Origin of the sequence: Kosakonia radicincitans DSM 16656 (assembly GCF_000280495.2) — a bacterium.
In the GTDB taxonomy this organism is placed as follows: Bacteria; Pseudomonadota; Gammaproteobacteria; order Enterobacterales; family Enterobacteriaceae; genus Kosakonia; species Kosakonia radicincitans.
The window spans coordinates 3,339,860-3,358,749 of the sequence record NZ_CP018016.1 but is presented as its reverse complement, the minus strand read 5'-3'; the positions used below and the strand labels follow the sequence as shown (position 1 = coordinate 3,358,749).

The window sequence follows — 18,890 nt, the reverse complement described above, 5'->3', positions numbered from 1 at the left end:
ATTATGTTTTTAGTCGACTCGCACTGCCATCTTGATGGCCTGGATTACGCCTCTTTGCACAAAGATGTTGATGACGTACTGGCGAAAGCCGCCGCGCGCGATGTGAAGTTTTGTCTGGCTGTGGCCACCACGCTGCCCGGATATCGCAGCATGCGCGAGCTGGTGGGAGAGCGCAGTAATGTGGTGTTCTCCTGCGGCGTTCATCCGCTGAATCAGGACGAAGAGTATGACGCGGCGACGCTGCGTCAGTTAGCAGCGGAAGAGGGTGTTGTGGCAATGGGTGAGACCGGTCTGGACTATTTCTATACACCGGAAACCAAAGCGCGTCAGCAGATCTCATTCCGCAACCATATCCGCATTGGGCGCGAGCTGAATAAACCGGTTATCGTGCATACACGCGATGCCCGTGCCGACACACTGGCGATTTTGCAGGAAGAGCAGGTTCAGGATTGCGGCGGTGTACTACACTGCTTTACTGAGGATCGTGAAACGGCAGGCAAGCTGTTGGATATGGGATTTTATATCTCTTTCTCCGGCATTGTGACTTTCCGTAATGCGGAACAACTACGCGATGCAGCACGTTATGTGCCTCTGGATCGGTTGCTGGTCGAGACCGATTCTCCGTATCTCGCGCCCGTACCGCACCGCGGTAAAGAGAACCAGCCTGCAATGACACGCGATGTGGCAGAATATATGGCGGTTCTGAAAGGGGTTTCCATTGAGGAACTCGCACAGCAGACCACGCAAAACTTTGCCAGCCTGTTTCATATCGATCCCGCCAGATTGCAATCTGTCTGAAATATCAGCTTATTTTAGTACTCGTAATTAATAAACGATCAGAGTAAAGTTCACCGCCATAAAAAAGGCGGTGATGGTCGTTTTTCATACATCAGGCAGCGCCTTTTGTAAATCTGTGTGAGTTTTAAAGCGACCGCTAGCTGAAACGTGATAGCCGTCAAACAAAGCTGAAACGATTTATTTTACTCTGTGTAATAAATAAAGGGCGCTTAGATGCCCTTCCCAAGGCGCGGTTCTCCCCCCGTGCCAACGCGTGAAAGCGCAACAAAAAGCACTAATACTCAGGAGCACTCTCAATTATGTTTAAGAATGCATTTGCTAACCTGCAGAAGGTCGGTAAATCGCTGATGCTGCCAGTATCCGTACTGCCTATCGCAGGTATCCTGCTGGGCGTCGGTTCTGCAAACTTCAGCTGGCTGCCAGAAGTGGTATCTCATGTTATGGCCGAAGCGGGTGGTTCCGTTTTTGCCAACATGCCGCTGATTTTCGCTATCGGTGTTGCGCTTGGCTTCACCAATAACGATGGCGTTTCTGCTCTGGCTTCGGTTGTTGCCTACGGCATCATGGTGAAAACCATGGCTGTGGTTGCACCTCTGGTTCTGCATTTACCTGCTGAAGAGATCGCTGCAAAACACCTGGCGGATACCGGTGTGCTCGGCGGGATCATCTCCGGTGCGATTGCCGCATACATGTTTAACCGCTTCTACCGTATCAAGCTGCCTGAGTATCTGGGCTTCTTCGCGGGTAAACGCTTTGTACCGATTATTTCTGGCCTTGCAGCGATTATCACCGGTGTGATCCTCTCCTTCATTTGGCCGCCGATTGGTTCCGCGATCCAGACATTCTCTCAATGGGCTGCTTACCAGAACCCGGTTGTTGCATTCGGTATCTACGGCTTCATTGAACGCTGCCTGGTACCGTTCGGTCTGCACCACATTTGGAACGTACCTTTCCAGATGCAGATTGGTGAATTCACCAACGCTGCTGGCCAGGTATTCCACGGCGATATTCCGCGTTACATGGCAGGCGACCCGACAGCGGGCAAACTGTCTGGCGGCTTCCTGTTCAAAATGTACGGTCTGCCGGCTGCAGCTATCGCTATCTGGCACTCTGCTAAACCGGAAAACCGCGCGAAAGTGGGCGGTATCATGATCTCCGCAGCGCTGACCTCGTTCCTGACCGGTATCACCGAGCCGATCGAGTTCTCCTTCATGTTCGTTGCGCCGATCCTGTACGTTATCCACGCTATTCTGGCAGGTCTGGCCTTCCCGATCTGTATCCTGCTGGGTATGCGTGACGGTACGTCGTTCTCTCACGGTCTGATCGACTTCATCGTACTGAGTGGCAACAGCAGCAAACTGTGGCTGTTCCCGGTCGTCGGTGCTTGCTATGCCGTGGTTTACTACACCGTGTTCCGCGTGCTGATCAAAGCGCTTGATCTGAAAACGCCGGGCCGTGAAGACGCAACCGAAGACACCAAAGCAGGTGCAAGCAGTGAGATGGCCCCGGCTCTGGTTGCAGCGTTTGGCGGTAAAGAAAACATCACCAACCTGGATGCGTGCATCACGCGTCTGCGTGTCAGCGTAGCTGACGTAGCGAAAGTGGATCAGGCTGGCCTGAAGAAACTGGGCGCTGCAGGTGTGGTCGTCGCTGGTTCCGGCGTTCAGGCAATTTTCGGTACGAAATCCGATAACCTGAAAACCGAAATGGATGACTATATCCGCGCTAACTAAGCCGTAGTCTGGGGAGACTGAGGGAGCCTGCTGGCTCCCTTTTTTATTGCTCTGCTATCAGAAGCTGTAATTTGCACTGACAGAGAAGTTACGCGGCGCACCGTACACACCGTAGGTGCCCAGATAATCGTAATACTCTTTATCGAACACATTGTTGAGGTTCGCCTGGATGGCAAAGTTCTTCGTGGCCTGATAGCGCGCGAAGAGATCCACCACCGTGTAACCGCTCTGGGTAATGCGGGTATCGCCGTTCGGGCCGGTAATATCCTGCCAGGTTTTGTTCTGCCAGCGCGCGCCGCCGCCGATTGCCAGCTCAGGTAGCATCGGCAACTGGTAGCGTGTAAACAGCTTCATCGTGGTACGCGGCTGTTCAGGGTTCACCGCAACGCCATCACCATCTTCCGCCATAAAGCGGCTTGCCCCGAAGGTCAGTTGCAGGTTGTCGGTCAGCGCACCGTTCAGTTCAAATTCCACGCCCTTGCTGACGGTGCCATTCACAGATTTATAGGCCGTCTGGCCACCTGAGTCAGGAATATATTCACCAGTGGAAACAGCAACGTGATCCTGCTCGGTGCGGAAGACCGCAAGCGTGGCAGTCAAACGTGTGTTAAACCAGTCGCCTTTTACTCCGGCTTCGTAGCTTTTACCGGTTGTCGGTTCAAGGAACTCGCTATTAATGTCGCGCTGGCTGGACGGTTCGAAAATAGAGGTATAGCTGGTGTAGACCGACCAGGTGTCATTGATGTCATAGATCAGGCCGGCATACGGCGTTACATCATCAAACTTGGTGTTACGGATCTCGTCCGGTTTACGCTCCAGGTTGTACTTCGCGCTCCACTCGGTGTAGCGGGCGCCGAGGATCAGATGCAGCGGATCGGCCAGCGAGATGCGGGTCGCGGCGTAGACAGATTTCTGGCGAATAACGTCGCGCTGATAGAGCGCCCAGTCGGACCAGCTCGGATCGGCCAGCGTACTACCGTTGTAATTGTTGATATTTCCGACATCCATCAGACCGAAATTATCATTCACCGGGTAGGAGTTGTCGTAGTTGTTACGCTGACGGCTGTAGCTGCCACCGAACATCACCTCATGCTGGCGACCCAACAGGTCGTAGCCGCCGCGAACAAAGGCATCGACGGAATCCTGCTTACGCTCGCCCCGGTTCCAGCCGCCCCAGGCACCTTGCCACTGCGTGGCGTCATACAGGCCGGTGGCTTTATCCGGGAAACCATCGATATACATCAGTTTGCTGTCGAAATTGGTTTCGGCATGCATAGCGTTGACTTTGGCTTCCCAACCATTATCAAAACGCTGTGTCAGGTTGGCGAAAACCTTGCGTGAATCGACGTTAGAGTAAGCCCAGTCCGCCGCCGTGTTGAAACCACGGCGGAAATGGGTACGGCTACCGTCGCTGTACAACGAGGGAATGCCGCCCCAGGTCGGGCTATCCTCTTCGCTCTCCTGGTAATCATACCCGAGAGAAAGTGTTGTCGAATCGGTGAGGTCGGCATCAACAACGCCGGTAATGAATTTTTTGCGGTAGTGGTTGCGTTCAAGCCAGGAGTCGTTGTCCTGGTAGCCGGTAATAACACGGCCGCGCACATTGCCGGATTCGGTCAGGGGAGCCTGGAGATCCAGAACATAACGCTGTTTACCCCAGCTACCATATGTTGCCTCGGCCGAGCCTTTAAACGTTTTGCTGTCGGCGTGTTTACGCACCATGTTGACATACGCGGATGGATTCCCTGTCCCGCTCATCAGACCCGCTGCGCCGCGCACGACTTCGATTTTGTCATAAATCGCCGTATCACCCGCGGTATCCCCGAAATTCCATCGGTTATCGAGAAATGTCGGCATATCTTCATAGGCAAAGTTGCTGACGAAGAAACCACGGGCGAAGAAATTTGTACGGTGTGAGTCAATGCGCGAAGCGTTAACGCCAATCGTGTTATCGAGCACTTGCTCAATCGTTGTTAACTGTTGGTCTTGCATACGTTGCTGGCTGACAACGCTGACGGACTGGGGAATATCACGCGGCACTAGCAGTAATTTTGTCCCGGTGGTAGTGGTTTTTACGCTGTAGTCCTGCGCCTGGCTATCGGAGATGCTCAGCCCACCGCCACCGTCGACCACAACTGTATCATCGGCGTTGGCCGTTGTTTCTGCTGCAAATACTGCAGATGGCGTCAGCGCAAGAGCAATGCACGCTGCCAGCAGCGAAGGCACAGCAGCGTTTGAACACGCGCCATCCCTGGTGTGTTGAGTGAAAGACATAATAAACCCTTAATAGTGCGTTAGCGTGATAACCCGGCGGCGATACGTTGTCGCGCCGGATGTGTTTTTGTAATGCGTTTGATAAGAGTTGCGCATGAAAATGCAAATGCGAAATATACGCATTCACTTCATAAATGTAAACAGATGTAATATTCATAATTGAAATGCTATTTCATTCACGCTGTGTTGAAAGGAGAAAGGTTCCTGCGGCAGAGAAGGGTGTAAAGGCGAAAGAAAAAGAGCGTTATGGTTGAAACAACAAGAGAATCTCGATCATACTCTAGGGCACGTAATTGACGATGGCTGCGGGTTGGCTCCGCGCCTGAAAAAGGAAAACGTCATGGCCGAAGAAACCATTTTCAGTAAAATCATCCGCCGGGAAATTCCCTCGGATATTGTCTACCAGGATGAACTGGTCACCGCTTTTCGCGATATCTCTCCACAAGCGCCGACGCATGTGCTTATTGTGCCGAATATCCTCATCCCCACGCTGAATGATGTCACCGAGGCGCACGAGCAGACGCTGGGACGCATGCTGACCGTTGCGGCCAAAATCGCCAGCGACGAAGGCATCGCCGAAGATGGATACCGTCTGATCATGAACTGTAATCGTCATGGTGGTCAGGAGGTTTACCATATCCATATGCACCTGCTGGGCGGGCGCGCAATGGGGCCAATGCTGGCTCATAAAGGTCTGTAAGATGATAAACGGGCGTGTCGCGCTGCTGCTGGCGGCGCTGGGGCTGGTGGGATGCAGTTCGCGCCCGGCTATTCCGGTCGCCAGCGATCAAACGCTGGTGATGGAGTCCAGTATTCTGGCGGCGGGCATTATCGCGGAGCCGCCGGAAATGGGCACGCAGGAGCTTCAACCTTCCGCCTCCTCCCGATTATTTAATGAGCGGCAGCAGCCTGTGACGGTGCACTACCGTTTTTTCTGGTATGACGCCAGAGGTCTTGAAATGCACCCGCTGGAAGCGCCGCGCAGCATCACGATCCCGGCGCGTTCCGGCGTGACGCTGTATGGCAGCGCTAATTATCTGGGTGCGCACAGCGTCAGACTTTATCTCTATCTCTAAGGAGTGACACTTGATTAAAACATTTGGACGCTTCGCGCTACTGACCACACTGTCGGTGTTGTTGGCAGGGTGTATCAGTAATCAACAGCCTGCGCCGGTTGAACAGGCCGGCGGCGCTCAGCAGCCTGCCCAGCCGCAACCGCAACCGACGCAGCCAGTTCCGACAGTACCGTCGGTTCCGACGTTACCACAGCAGCCTGGCCCAATCGAACACCAGGATCAAACCGGACAGCCCGCGCCGCGCGAACGTCATTATGACTGGAACAGTGCGGTGCAGCCGATGGTCGGTAAAATGTTGCAGGCCAGTGGTGCCAACGCTGGCAGCGTTTTGCTGGTTGATAGTGTAAACAACCGTACCAACGGTTCGATCAACACCGGCGAAGCCACCGAAGTGGTGCGCAACGCGCTGGCCAATAACGGCAAATTTACGCTGATTACCGCGCAGCAGCTTTCGCTGGCGAAACAGCAATTGGGGCTCTCCCCGCAGGACAGCCTGGGTACCCGCAGTAAAGCCATTGGCATTGCCCGCAACGTTGGGGCGCAGTATGTGCTTTATTCCAATGCGACCGGCAACGCCAGCGCACCCGCGTTACAAATGCAGCTGATGCTGGTGCAGACAGGCGAAATTATCTGGTCGGGTAAAGGTGCGGTTCAGCAACAATAAACAGACGCGTGACACTGTGTTGTCACGCTATTTTCCGACGTATACTCCCGTCGCCAGCCAGAATAGCGGGCTAAGCGGCGGGAGTTGCCTTATTCGCGATGGCCAGCACACGCTGGTGCTGCGCCAGCATCACCAGGCCGCTTCCTCGCCATTTCTGCGTCAGTACCGTTTGCTCCGCCGCTTGCCCGCAACCCTCGCGCCGCGCCCGCAACTCTATACTGGTACCTGGATGGCGGTGGACTTTATACCCGGCGAGATCAAAACGGCCTTACCGCAGCCTGATGTACTGGCGGCATTACTCCGCGATTTACACCACCAGCCACTTTTTGGCTGGCGTATTACGTTGTTGCCGCTGCTGGAGCGATACTGGCAGCAGAGCGCGCCGACGCGGCGCACCCCCTTCTGGTTGCGACAGTTAAAGCAGTTAAGAAAACAGGGCGAACCGCAGCCGCTACGGCTCGCGCCGCTGCATATGGATGTCCATGCGGGAAACCTGGTGCACAGCGCCGTGGGTTTGCGGCTTATCGACTGGGAATATGCTGGCGATGGTGATGTTGCTCTCGAGCTCGCCTCGGTATGGACGGAGGATGAGGTGCAGCGTCTGCAGTTGGTTGCGCAGTATGCTCAGCAGGCGGCGGTCGATCCGGTAATATTAGTGCGCCAGGTTCGACGCTGGCGGCCCTGGGTATGGATGTTGATGGCGGGCTGGTTTGAGTGCCGCTGGCAGCAAACGGGCGAACAACAATTTATTACGCTGGCAGATGCAATCTGGCGGCGGTTACAGAACAAAGAATAAGAGAGGTCAGTGTGGGTCCGGTAATGTTGGATGTGGAAGGGTATGAACTGGATGCGGAAGAGCGCGAGATTCTGGCGCATCCGCTGGTGGGCGGCCTGATTCTCTTTACCCGTAATTATCACGATCCGCAGCAGTTGCGGGAACTGGTGCGCCAGATCCGCCAGGCTTCGCATCACCGTCTGGTGGTGGCGGTCGATCAGGAAGGAGGGCGGGTGCAGCGTTTTCGCGAAGGCTTCACGCGTTTGCCTGCTGCCCAGGCTTTTTCCGCTCTGCACGGGTTAGAAGAGGGCGGGCGGCTGGCGCAAGATGCCGGCTGGTTGATGGCCAGTGAAATGATCGCCATGGATATTGATATCAGCTTTGCCCCGGTGCTGGATGTTGGACATATCAGCGCCGCCATCGGCGAACGTTCTTACCACGAAGATCCGGCTAAAGCGCTGGTGATGGCGAGCCACTTTATTGATGGTATGCACAGCGCGGGAATGAAAACGACCGGTAAACATTTCCCGGGGCACGGCGCGGTAACCGCAGATTCACACAAAGAAACACCGCGCGATCCGCGTCCGCTGGCGGAGATTCGCGCGAAAGATATGTCGGTATTCCGCTCGCTGATTGAGCAAAATAAACTGGATGCCATTATGCCCGCGCATGTGATTTATACCGATGCCGATCCGCGTCCGGCCAGCGGTTCACCGTGGTGGTTGAAAACCATTCTGCGCGGCGAGCTGGGTTTTAACGGCGTGATTTTTTCTGACGATTTGTCGATGGAAGGCGCGGCAATCATGGGAAGTTATGCAGAACGCGGGCAGGCATCGCTGGATGCCGGTTGCGATATGATCCTCGTCTGTAATAATCGTAAAGGCGCAGTCAGTGTGTTAGATAACCTGTCGCCGATCAATGCAGAGCGTGTTACACAATTGTATCATAAAGGTTCATATTCTCGTCAGGAGTTGATGAGTTCGGCGCGCTGGAAAGCGGTCAGTACAGCACTGGAGCAGTTGCATGAGCGCTGGCAGGCGATGAAAGCCGCCCATTAACCCCTGAGGACGTGATGTCGAAGTGGTGAGGATACAATGATTATCTATTTACACGGTTTTGACTCAAACAGTCCCGGCAACCATGAAAAAGTGTTGCAGCTACAGTTTATCGATCCGGATGTTCGCCTGATAAGCTACAGCACGCGGCATCCGAAACATGATATGCAGCATCTGTTGAAAGAAGTCGACAAGATGCTGCAACTCAACGTGGATGAACGCCCGCTGATTTGCGGCGTCGGCCTTGGCGGTTACTGGGCAGAGCGCATTGGTTTTCTCTGCGACATCCGCCAGGTGATGTTCAATCCGAACCTGTTTCCCTATGAGAACATGGAAGGGAAGATTGACCGGCCGGAAGAGTATGAGGACATTGCCACTAAGTGTGTCGCTAACTTTCGGGAGAAAAATCGCGATCGCTGCCTGGTGATCCTGTCGCGAAAAGATGAAGCACTGGACAGCCAGCGCTCTTCCGATGAGTTGCATCATTACTATGAGATTGTCTGGGACGAAGAACAGTCGCATAAGTTTAAAAATATCTCGCCGCACCTGCAGCGAATTAAAGCCTTTAAAACCCTCGGTTAATCCTCTCCCCGGCAGGTTCTTGTCTGCCGGGCTCCTCTTTTTCTCCTCTATTGACGGGCAGTTTTTCGCTGCGTGACTACACTTGCTCAACTTTTAGGCATGAAAACTTGATTCATATCAATTTTGGTATGACCATTGAACCGTTCGTGATATTCTCGACGTCAAAGTGAGGTTGCGCGTGCGTAACCTGTTGTTAATTAAGAGCTATTTTTATAACTTTTAATTAACAATTGGTTAATATTTTAGGGGGTCATTTTGACAACACCGTTGAGAAAGATTGTGATCGTAGGTGGTGGCGCTGGCGGTCTGGAACTGGCAACACAGTTAGGTAAAAAGCTGGGACGCGGTAAAAAAGCCAAAATTACGCTGGTCGATCGTAACCACAGCCATTTATGGAAACCCCTGCTGCACGAAGTGGCAACCGGTTCGCTGGATGAAGGTGTTGATGCGCTGAGCTACCTGGCGCACGCACGCAATCATCATTTCCAGTTCCAACTGGGCTCTGTGGTGGATATTAACCGCGAAAGCAAAACCATCACCCTGGCGGAATTGCGTGATGAGAAGGGCGATCTGCTGGTGCCGGAACGCAAACTGGCCTATGACACGTTAGTGATGGCGCTGGGCAGTACCTCGAACGACTTCAACACGCCGGGCGTGAAAGAGCACTGCATTTTCCTCGATAACCCGCATCAGGCGCGTCGCTTCCATCAGGAAATGCTCAACCTGTTCCTGAAATATTCGGCCAACCTTGGCGCTAACGGCAAAGTTAATATTGCGATTGTCGGTGGCGGCGCGACCGGCGTTGAACTCTCCGCAGAGTTGCACAATGCGGTGAAACAGCTTCATAGCTACGGTTATAAAGGGCTGACGAATGAGGCGCTGAACGTCACACTGGTGGAAGCGGGTGAGCGCATTCTGCCAGCGTTGCCGCCGCGCATCTCCGGCGCCGCACACAATGAACTGACCAAAATGGGCGTACGCGTTTTGACCCAGACGATGGTCACCAGCGCCGACGAAGGTGGTCTGCATACCAAAGAGGGCGAATACATCAAGGCCGATCTGATGGTATGGGCAGCAGGGATCAAGGCACCGGATTTTATGAAAGAGATTGGTGGCCTGGAAAGCAACCGCATCAATCAGCTGGTCGTAGAGCCGACGCTGCAAACAACGCGCGATGCGGACATTTACGCCATTGGCGACTGTGCTTCTTGCGCCCGTCCGGAAGGCGGATTTGTGCCGCCGCGCGCGCAGGCTGCTCATCAGATGGCTACCCTTGCATTGCATAACATTCTGGCGCAGATCAAAGATAAGCCGCTGAAATCTTATGTTTATAAGGATCACGGTTCACTGGTTTCCCTGTCGAACTTCTCCACCGTGGGCAGTCTGATGGGTAACCTGATGCGTGGTTCAATGATGATTGAAGGTCGTATTGCGCGTTTTGTTTATATTTCGCTGTACCGTATGCACCAGATCGCGCTGCACGGCTATTTCAAAACCGGTCTGATGATGCTGGTCGGCAGTATTAACCGCGTGATCCGCCCACGTCTGAAATTACACTGATCCGGTTTCGCTGCTCTCCCGGTTGTTGGCCGGGAAGCAGCATATCCCGCTGCCTTGCACGCGTATGGTGGTCGGAAAACTCTGAATATCATCTTTTACCCCATCTGTATCCCTATTTTTGCGTGCTTTCCGATTGGCTTTACTATTGCTGAAGTTGCAAAATTGTTACCAATAGCCAACCAGGGAGAGAATCCTGTGAATAAATCAATGTTAGCGGGTATCGGTATTGGCGTGGCCGCTGCACTGGGCGTTGCCGCAGTGGCCAGCCTGAATGTCTTCGATCGCGGCCCTCAGTATGCGCAGGTCGTTTCAGCCACGCCAATCAAGGAAACAGTAAAAACGCCGCGTCAGGAGTGCCGTAATGTCACTATGACGCATCGCCGCCCGGTGCAGGACGAAAATCGTATTACCGGTTCGGTACTTGGCGCAGTGGCTGGTGGGGTGCTCGGTCACCAGTTCGGCGGCGGCAAAGGACGAGATGTCGCAACAGTCGTCGGTGCGTTAGGCGGCGGGTATGCTGGTAACCAGATCCAGGGCGGTATGCAGGAGCGTGACACCTACACCACCACCCAGAAGCGTTGCAGCACGGTATATGATAAATCGGAAAAAATGCTCGGCTACGACGTCACTTATAAAATCGGCGACCAGCAGGGAAAAATTCGCATGGATAAAGATCCGGGAACACAGATTCCGCTGGATAAAAATGGTCAGCTGATACTGAATAACAACGCGTAAAATAGTAGTACTCTGCATGTTAGCTCCCCATCGCTCAGGCTGGGGAGCTTTTTTTCATTGAAAAGCCCTGCATTGCTGCAAGGCTTAATCAGATCAAATGAAATCGTGTTGGCGTACCAGTAGTAGCCCGGTGATGAGAACAGATATAAAAGCAAATAATACGGAACCGCCTAACATAACCCACAGACCAAATAACAATGTAATTACTATTAGCACTTTAATGAATGGTAATAGCAAAATCATCTCCATTTTCCTTCTGCTTGTGATCAGTCAGTGAAGTACCCTTTATCCTCGACAAGTCATGCATTACAGCGCGTAAAAATGAGAGCAAAGGAAGGCCAGTGAATGTGTCATCATGACGCTTATTATTTGTATCATTCTGCTGAATGATTAGCACGGCAATAATCACAATTAATAATAGCAAAGCGGGGGATTTAGCTGATAGTTTTCACCTATTATTGAAATGTGATATCTCCATCACAGAGATAAAAAAAGAGACGGTTTCCCGTCTCATTTTTTTTATGCCTTGATCAAATTTGGCCACAGTCTCAGGGTCGTGCGCGTGATCTGTAGCAGCTTCTCAACGCTGGCACCTTCACGTGCACTGATCGACATCCCCTGCAAAACACACCCAAGGAATTCAGCCAGCGCCTGAGGATCTGCCTCCGCCGGGATCTCACCGCGCTGCTGGCGCTGAGAGAGGAACTGGAGCAGGGTATCTTCCTGCTGCGCATGCCGCGATTTGATCGTTTGCGCGATGGCCTGCGAAGAAGCTGCCAGCGTCGCCGAGGTGTTGATCATAAAACAACCGGCTGGTGTATCGGTGCTGGTGAAGCACTTTGCCACGGCGGTGAAATAATCCAGCAGCGCGGTTTCTACTGGTTTGTCCTCACAGAGCAACTGGGCTTCGTGCTGTCGGGCGAACCGCGCAATATAGCGATCGAGCACCGCGCGGAACAATCCCTCTTTATTGGTGAACTCAGCGTACAGCGTCGGTGCTTTCGCCCCGGTGGCTTCCACGAGATCGGATAATGATGTGGCTTCGTAGCCATGCTGCCAAAACAGCGTCATGGCTTTGTCGAGCGCCGCTTCCCTGTCGAACACTTTCGGTCGGCCACGGCATTTTTTGGTGCAACTGGTGACTTCACTGGTCATATTGCCGCTTAACCTTTGTTGGTTTGTTGAACGACCATTATAAAAATAATCTTCGCCAATGACCAGCAGCAAAATAGCACATATTAATAAAACATATAATTATGAAAGTTAAGCAATTAATACTTTAATTAACATTCATTACAAAAATATGTTGACCAGTGATGAAGATCACACTTATCATTTACCTATCGATCGTTAACTTAATAGTTAACGACATCTTTTATCTTCATTCAGGAAAAAATCATGAAAAACATCACTGCGCTTTTTGCCGCTGCTGCACTCAGTACGCTCTCTTTTGCCAGCTTTGCTGCCGTTGAAGTTCAGTCTGCGCCGACAGGCCAGCAGGAAGTTGCGGCCATTGGTGTCAGTGCGGGTTCCGATATCTCTTCCGTTGAAGCCAAACTGGCGCAAAAAGCCGATGAAATGGGCGCGAAATCTTTCCGCATCACTTCAGTGACTGGTTCTGACAACCTGCACGGTACCGCGGTGCTTTACAAATAACCCCAACCTCTCCTCCCTGTGCCACTGCAATAAAAAAGGCCCGGTGTATATCGCCGGGCCTTTTCTTTTCGCTCACTTTCTACAGAGCCTGCAAGACGCTCTCACTATGACGAGTAACATCAACCGGCATACCAGAGCGGATTTCTATTGCGTGGTTCATTATGCTGGCGTCGCTACGGGCATCGTCTTTGAAGGCCTGCATCGTGGCATTCAGCACGATGGGCTGCGTTTTCGGATCGTCATCAATCGATTTCGACAGCGGTTGATGTACTTCAACCAGCCGTCTACCGTCCGGCTCAACTGATGCTTTTATTGGCGCATTAATGATGTTCACCGGCGTTCCTGGCGTCACGTTGGCAAACAGACTGGAAATATCGGCATCGCGCAGGCGAATACAGCCAGAGCTGACGCGCATGCCGATACCGAAATCAGCATTAGTGCCGTGCAGCAGGTAAACCCCGCCAAACGCGGCAAGACGGATCGCATGATGCCCCATCGGGTTATCTGGCCCGGCTGGCATCACCGCAGGCAGATCAATCCCCTGAGCCTTATAACGCGCGCGGATGTTGGCAGTTGGCGTCCATGTGGGGTTTGCACGTTTATCGGAAACTGTGGTGACCATTGTTGGCGTCAGGGTATCGCCACCTAACTGACCAATGCCGATCGGATAAACCGTCACTTCGTTTTTTCCCGCTGGGTAGTAATAGAGACGCAGTTCCGCGAGGTTAATGACAATACCTTTGCGTGGAACATCCGGCAGCAGGGTTTGCAGCGGGATCGTCAGCACGCTGCCAGCACGCGGCACATAAGGGTCGATGCCCGGGTTTGCCTGCAACAGAGCAAGAAAACCAACATTATATTTTTTGGCGATCGCTTCCAGTGAACCGCCATCATTTTGCACCACATGATAGCGGTTTTCGCCTACCAGACGGCTACCCTCAGCTGGTAATGGCCAGGTATTTGCCCGAGCAGGCAAGGTGAGGGTGGTGATGGTCGCAACGGTGAGGAGGGTGATCCAGCAGGTAAAACGTGTAATTCTTCTCATTACCATAATCCATTTAAATCATGAGGTTATTTATATACAACTTTGTTATGGGATTATGATTGGTCAGGGTGTCGGGAAACCCTGGCTATTGCAAAATATTTGTAAATATTGCGAAAAATAACGGGCCGGGCCAGGCGGCCCGGCGCTGAGACCATCAGGCGACGGCGTTTTCGGCCAGTTGCTGCATAAAATTACGCACCCAGCCCATGCGGGTTTTCCGTTCGCTCAGATCCTGCATAAATTTCAGCCGCGTCGGACCATCCAGACGGAAATGCTGCGGCTGTTTTTGCAGCAGACCAATCAGCCACACCGGGTTGACATTGTTTTTCTCGTTGAACTCGATGATGCCGCCTTTTTCATTGCCTTCCAGTTTGCGGATCCCCAGCTTCTGCGCTTGCTGGCGCAACAGGGCGATATCCAGCAGGTTACGCGCCGCATCCGGTAGCAGCCCAAAGCGATCGATCAGTTCGACTTTTATCTCTTCCAGTGCGTTCGCATCTTTCGCGCTGGCGATGCGTTTATAGAATGACAGACGCGTATTAACATCAGGAATAAAATCGTCCGGCAATAGCGAAGGCATGCGCAATTCGACCTCGGTCTGCTGGCTGGTTAAATCCTCCAGCGACGGCTCGCGACCGGCCTTCAGCGCATCAACTGCGTTTTCCAGCAGTTCCATATACAGCGAGAAACCGATGGTTTCCATCTGGCCACTCTGATCTTCACCGAGCAGCTCGCCCGCCCCACGGATCTCCAGATCGTGCGTTGCCAGCGCAAAACCTGCGCCCAAATCCTCCAGCGAGGCGATAGCTTCCAGCCGTTTTTGCGCATCGGTTGTCATCGCTTTCGGGTGCGGCGTCAGCAACCAGGCGTAGGCCTGGTGGTGTGAGCGACCGACGCGTCCGCGCAACTGGTGCAACTGGGCGAGACCAAAGTGATCGGCGCGTTCGATGATAATGGTATTGGCAGTCGGAATATCGATCCCGGTTTCAATAATGGTGGTGCAGACCAGCACGTTGAAACGCTGATGATGGAAATCGTTCATCACCCGTTCCAGTTCGCGCTCGCGCATCTGCCCGTGACCGATAGCGATGCGCGCTTCCGGCACCAGCTCCGCCAGCCTGGCGGCGGCTTTCTGGATATTCTCCACATCGTTATACAAGTAATAGACCTGCCCGCCGCGCAGCACTTCACGCAGGATCGCCTCACGTACCACCAGGCTGTCGTACTCCCGAACAAAGGTTTTTACCGCCAGACGGCGCGCAGGTGGCGTGGCGATGATCGACAGGTCGCGCATCCCGCTCATTGCCATATTCAGCGTGCGCGGGATCGGCGTTGCCGTCAGCGTCAGAATATCGACATCGGCACGCATCGCTTTGATGCGCTCTTTATGGCGCACGCCGAAGCGGTGCTCTTCGTCGACAATCAGCAGGCCGAGATCTTTCAGCTTCACATCGCTTTGCAGCAGTTTGTGCGTGCCGATCAGAATATCGATTTTGCCCTCAGCGGCCTGTTCAAGAATTTGCGACTGCTCTTTGGCGCTGCGGAAGCGTGAGAGCATCTCAATGCGTACCGGCCAGTTGGCAAAACGGTCGCGGAAGTTATCAAAGTGCTGCTGCGCCAGCAGGGTGGTTGGCACCAGCACCGCCACCTGCTTGTTGTTTTCGACGGCAAGGAATGCCGCGCGCATCGCCACTTCGGTTTTACCGAAACCCACATCGCCGCACACCAGACGATCCATCGCCAGCGGCTGACACATATCGCTGAGCACGGCGTTGATCGCCTGCGCCTGATCCGGCGTGGTTTCGAAGGGGAAACTATCGCAGAACAGTTGATATTGTTCACGATCGTGCTTGAAGGCAAAACCTGCTTTTGCCGCGCGCTGCGCGTAGATATCCAGCAGCTCGGCCGCCACATCACGCACTTTTTCCGCCGCTTTCTGCCGTGCCCGCGCCCAGGCATCGCTGCCCAGTTTATGCAGCGGGGCAGTCTCTTCTGCGCCGCCCGCATAGCGGCTGATTAGATGCAGCGAAGAGACCGGGACATAAAGTTTGGCGTCACCGGCGTACGTCAGCATCAGGTATTCGCCTTTAATGCCGCCGGCTTCCAGCGTGGTCATACCGGCATAACGCCCGACGCCATGTTCCAGATGCACCACTGGCTGGCCGTCGTGCAACTCAGCGAGGTTACGGATCAGCGTGTCGGGATTAATCGTCCGTCGCGTATCCTGGCGGCGGCGCGCAACGCGTTCGCCCAGCAGATCGCTTTCGCAAATCAGTGCCCGGTTGCGTAGGGTGTCGATAAAACCGTGCTCTGCGGAACCGAGCATCAGCCAGGCGCCCGGCGTTGACGCTTCGTCGAGACGCAAAATGCGTTTGGGCGCCACTTTAATGCGCGCCAGCAGTTCTATCAGCGCTTCGCGGCGGCCTTCGCTCTCGACCGAGAAAACCACCGGGCCGCTGAAGGACTCAAGGAACTTACGCAGGTTATCCAGCGGTGATTTTTGCTGCGCCTGTACCGCCAGTTCTGGCAACGCGCGATAACCGAGATTAACGTGCGCGGCTTTTTCACTGAGCCGTTCAGTTTTGAGCTGGATACGCGGCCATTTTTTCAGTTCGCTGAACAGCGCGTCGCTGCGCAGCCATAAGCTTTCCGGCGGCAACAGCGGGCGCATCGGATCCACACCGCGGCTCTCGAAGCGCGCCTGCGTCTCCTGCTGGAAACGTTCCGCACTGGCTTCCAGATCGCCGGTGTTGACCAGCAGCGTATTCGCCGGGAAATAGCTAAACAGCGGCGACAGCGGTTCGCTAAAGAACAGCGGCTGCCAGTATTCGATCCCGGCGGGCAGGGTGCCTTTGCTCACCTGCTGATAAATGTGTTCTGCATCGCGCTTCACCTCAAACCGATCGCGCCACTGGCTGCGGAACAGCTCAATGGCATTTTTATCGGTCGGGAATTCATGCGCAGGCAGTAAATTAATCGCCTCGACCTCTTCCAGCGTGCGCTGGGTATCGGCGTCGAACAGCCGTAAGCTGTCGATTTCATCGTCGAAAAAGTCGAGACGGAACGGCTGATCGCTGCCCATCGGGAAGAGATCCAGCAGTGCGCCGCGCGTGGCATACTCGCCGTGCTCCATCACCTGATCAACATGGCGGTAACCCGCACTGTCCAGCTGCGCGCGCAGCTGATCGCGAGACAGCCGCTGCCCTTTTTTCATCACCAGCGCATGGCCGTGCAGATAGTTGTGCGGGCAGACGCGCTGCATCAAGGTATTGACCGGCACAATCAGCACGCCACGCTGCATGGCTGGCAGCTGGTAGAGGGTGGAAAGACGGGAAGAGATGATCTCCTGGTGTGGCGAGAAGCTGTCGTAGGGCAGAGTTTCCCAGTCGGCCAGGTTCATGACCAGGTTATCGGTAAACTGGCTTATCTCGTCCTGCAAGCGCAGGGCGTTTTGCATATCCGGTGCGATCAGCACCACGGGACCAGCATGGCGCTCAATGATTTCCGCCACTTCGGTGGCGCAGGCGGCGCCGGTGAGTTCGCCAAACTGGCGCTGGTCACCCGCTTTGGTCGGCAGTGAATAACGATATTGTTCAGGCATAGAAGGTGTCGGAGTCTCTTGTGGATATACCCCCACATGGGGGCATATCACTGATACGCAATCCCTTGATTATCCGCGATTGCGTCATTTTAGCCAAGGTGAACGCATGGATCAGCGTGCGGTGGCGGGTTGGAAGAGTTTTGCCGGAGGGGTGAAAAAGAGATCGCCAAACAAGGCGCTGGAGAGTTTGCGCACCAGCAATCCAAACAGCGTACAGATAAGCAAAGTCGCAAACGGATAGACCAGCAGCAGCGCCAGTTCGGTTTGCGGCGGCCAGACACCGGCATTCAGCGGTTTGATCAGCGCCAGGCTGAATCCCTCAACCAGAATGCGATGGGTGGTGTAAATCGCCAGTGTATTGCTGCCCACTACATTCAACAGGCTCTTTTCACTCGGCGGGAAACGCTGCTCCAGCTCCCAGAACAGCCGCATAATGGCGACGATAGAAAGCAGGCAGAGCGGCAACGGCATCGCGAACATCCACAGGCCGAAGGCCGCGACCATCGCGAGGGCAAACAGCACGCCGTAACGGCGAATTTGTACGGTTTTGACCCACTCCATCAGGCTTGCGCCATACCAGGCACCCAGCGAGTAGAAAATCATATTACGTACTACGCTGTTCATTCCCCACCACGGCAGCGGCAGATAATTGATCGCCAGGCTGCTCAGGATCATCAGCGCCAGCATTGGCACTTTCCAGCGGCTCAACAGTTTACACAGGGTGAAATAGACCACCAGCGCGTACAGATACCACAGACTGGTGCTCGCGGTGAGCATCCCCTGTAAAAACTCAATCCAGCTACCAGCGTAAGCAGCATTCGCGGCGTTGCTCAGATCGCGTTCCGGTGCCAGCCATGCATTAAGCTGGCTTAAGCCTGCCCACTGCAATACGCCCCACAACGCCAGCACATATACAATGCTCCAGATGCGTTTATCGATGGTCTCTTTCCACGGCACCTCATCGATATAGCGGCGAATCAAATAGCCGGAGATAAAAAAGAACACCGGCATGCGAAAAGGTGCGAGGTAAAGATTGAAGTAGACCCAGCACTTCGAGAGCGTTTGCGACCATGGATGCTGAAATACATTGAGATGCGGATAAAAGGTAATCACAGAGTGGTAAATCACCACCAGACAAATACATAACCCTTTAATTTGGTTTAGCCACAAAGCTTTTTGTTTCACGTCCTTAGTCCCCTGCATTACAAAAAATTAAGTCTTTTATCCTGACTATTGAGGGCGTGAATGTGATGCGAAAATATCTGTATTTTGTCATTTTAGGATTAAGATCAGAATCGTTTGTGGTTGACCTCTGTGCAAACATGCAGCAGTTCAG

General features: G+C 53.7%; 16 protein-coding genes. 11 read left to right on the top strand and 5 right to left on the bottom strand.

All coding sequences use genetic code 11. From position 1 onward, the window contains the following. Positions 1 to 3 precede the first annotated feature (3 nt). Both Y71_RS16130 and ptsG read left to right on the top strand, forming a co-directional pair. Complete coding sequence (locus tag Y71_RS16130; RefSeq protein WP_007374504.1) at positions 4 to 798, top strand: metal-dependent hydrolase; 795 nt, start codon at positions 4 to 6, stop codon at positions 796 to 798. Positions 799 to 1,097: 299 nt separating this feature from the next. Further along, positions 1,098 to 2,531: a PTS glucose transporter subunit IIBC gene (gene ptsG / locus Y71_RS16125; protein WP_007374505.1), complete on the top strand. Its 1,434-nt coding sequence runs from the start codon at positions 1,098 to 1,100 to the stop codon at positions 2,529 to 2,531. A gap of 57 nt (positions 2,532 to 2,588) precedes the next feature. On the opposite strand, the gene fhuE is transcribed toward ptsG, so the two are convergent. After that, entirely contained in the window at positions 2,589 to 4,805 is a 2,217-nt protein-coding gene (gene fhuE, locus Y71_RS16120) for a ferric-rhodotorulic acid/ferric-coprogen receptor FhuE (RefSeq protein WP_007374506.1), read from the bottom strand. 340 nt (positions 4,806 to 5,145) lie between these two features. Between fhuE and hinT the strand changes: the two genes are divergently transcribed. From hinT to Y71_RS16080, 8 genes are all read left to right on the top strand, one after another. Further along, positions 5,146 to 5,505, top strand: a complete 360-nt coding sequence (gene hinT, locus Y71_RS16115; RefSeq protein WP_007374508.1) for a purine nucleoside phosphoramidase — start codon at positions 5,146 to 5,148, stop codon at positions 5,503 to 5,505. Position 5,506: 1 nt separating this feature from the next. Continuing rightward, complete coding sequence (locus Y71_RS16110) at positions 5,507 to 5,881, top strand: YcfL family putative periplasmic lipoprotein (RefSeq protein ID WP_007374509.1); 375 nt, start codon at positions 5,507 to 5,509, stop codon at positions 5,879 to 5,881. Positions 5,882 to 5,891: 10 nt separating this feature from the next. Beyond that, positions 5,892 to 6,545 (top strand): penicillin-binding protein activator LpoB, encoded by a 654-nt coding sequence (lpoB, locus tag Y71_RS16105; RefSeq protein ID WP_007374510.1) that lies wholly within the window; start codon positions 5,892 to 5,894, stop codon positions 6,543 to 6,545. After that, positions 6,526 to 7,341: a thiamine kinase gene (gene thiK / locus Y71_RS16100; protein ID WP_035943332.1), complete on the top strand. Its 816-nt coding sequence runs from the start codon at positions 6,526 to 6,528 to the stop codon at positions 7,339 to 7,341. Before lpoB ends, thiK begins: the two co-directional genes overlap by 20 nt. A gap of 11 nt (positions 7,342 to 7,352) precedes the next feature. Then, positions 7,353 to 8,378: a beta-N-acetylhexosaminidase gene (gene nagZ, locus Y71_RS16095; protein WP_035943335.1), complete on the top strand. Its 1,026-nt coding sequence runs from the start codon at positions 7,353 to 7,355 to the stop codon at positions 8,376 to 8,378. A 36-nt stretch (positions 8,379 to 8,414) separates the two neighbouring features. Beyond that, the gene (gene ycfP, locus Y71_RS16090) at positions 8,415 to 8,957 is read left to right on the top strand and encodes an alpha/beta hydrolase YcfP (RefSeq protein ID WP_007374513.1); all 543 of its coding nucleotides are present in this window, start codon (positions 8,415 to 8,417) and stop codon (positions 8,955 to 8,957) included. Positions 8,958 to 9,212: 255 nt separating this feature from the next. After that, a complete protein-coding gene (locus Y71_RS16085; protein WP_035943338.1) occupies positions 9,213 to 10,517 on the top strand; it encodes an NAD(P)/FAD-dependent oxidoreductase in 1,305 nt (434 codons plus the stop codon). A 195-nt stretch (positions 10,518 to 10,712) separates the two neighbouring features. Continuing rightward, positions 10,713 to 11,252 (top strand): glycine zipper 2TM domain-containing protein, encoded by a 540-nt coding sequence (locus Y71_RS16080; protein WP_007374515.1) that lies wholly within the window; start codon positions 10,713 to 10,715, stop codon positions 11,250 to 11,252. 519 nt (positions 11,253 to 11,771) lie between these two features. Here Y71_RS16080 and Y71_RS16075 read toward each other — a convergent pair. After that, a complete protein-coding gene (locus Y71_RS16075) occupies positions 11,772 to 12,407 on the bottom strand; it encodes a TetR/AcrR family transcriptional regulator (protein WP_007374517.1) in 636 nt (211 codons plus the stop codon). A gap of 243 nt (positions 12,408 to 12,650) precedes the next feature. Between Y71_RS16075 and bhsA the strand changes: the two genes are divergently transcribed. Continuing rightward, complete coding sequence (gene bhsA, locus Y71_RS16070) at positions 12,651 to 12,908, top strand: multiple stress resistance protein BhsA (RefSeq protein ID WP_007374518.1); 258 nt, start codon at positions 12,651 to 12,653, stop codon at positions 12,906 to 12,908. 79 nt (positions 12,909 to 12,987) lie between these two features. Here the strand turns inward: bhsA and ldtC are convergent, their stop codons facing one another. From ldtC to Y71_RS16055, 3 genes are all read right to left on the bottom strand, one after another. Next, positions 12,988 to 13,959 (bottom strand): L,D-transpeptidase LdtC, encoded by a 972-nt coding sequence (gene ldtC / locus Y71_RS16065; protein WP_035943348.1) that lies wholly within the window; start codon positions 13,957 to 13,959, stop codon positions 12,988 to 12,990. Between the two features lie 148 nt (positions 13,960 to 14,107). After that, the gene (gene mfd / locus Y71_RS16060; protein ID WP_007374521.1) at positions 14,108 to 17,554 is read right to left on the bottom strand and encodes a transcription-repair coupling factor; all 3,447 of its coding nucleotides are present in this window, start codon (positions 17,552 to 17,554) and stop codon (positions 14,108 to 14,110) included. A gap of 111 nt (positions 17,555 to 17,665) precedes the next feature. Then, complete coding sequence (locus Y71_RS16055; RefSeq protein WP_007374522.1) at positions 17,666 to 18,739, bottom strand: acyltransferase family protein; 1,074 nt, start codon at positions 18,737 to 18,739, stop codon at positions 17,666 to 17,668. Between the last annotated feature and the right edge of the window lie 151 nt (positions 18,740 to 18,890).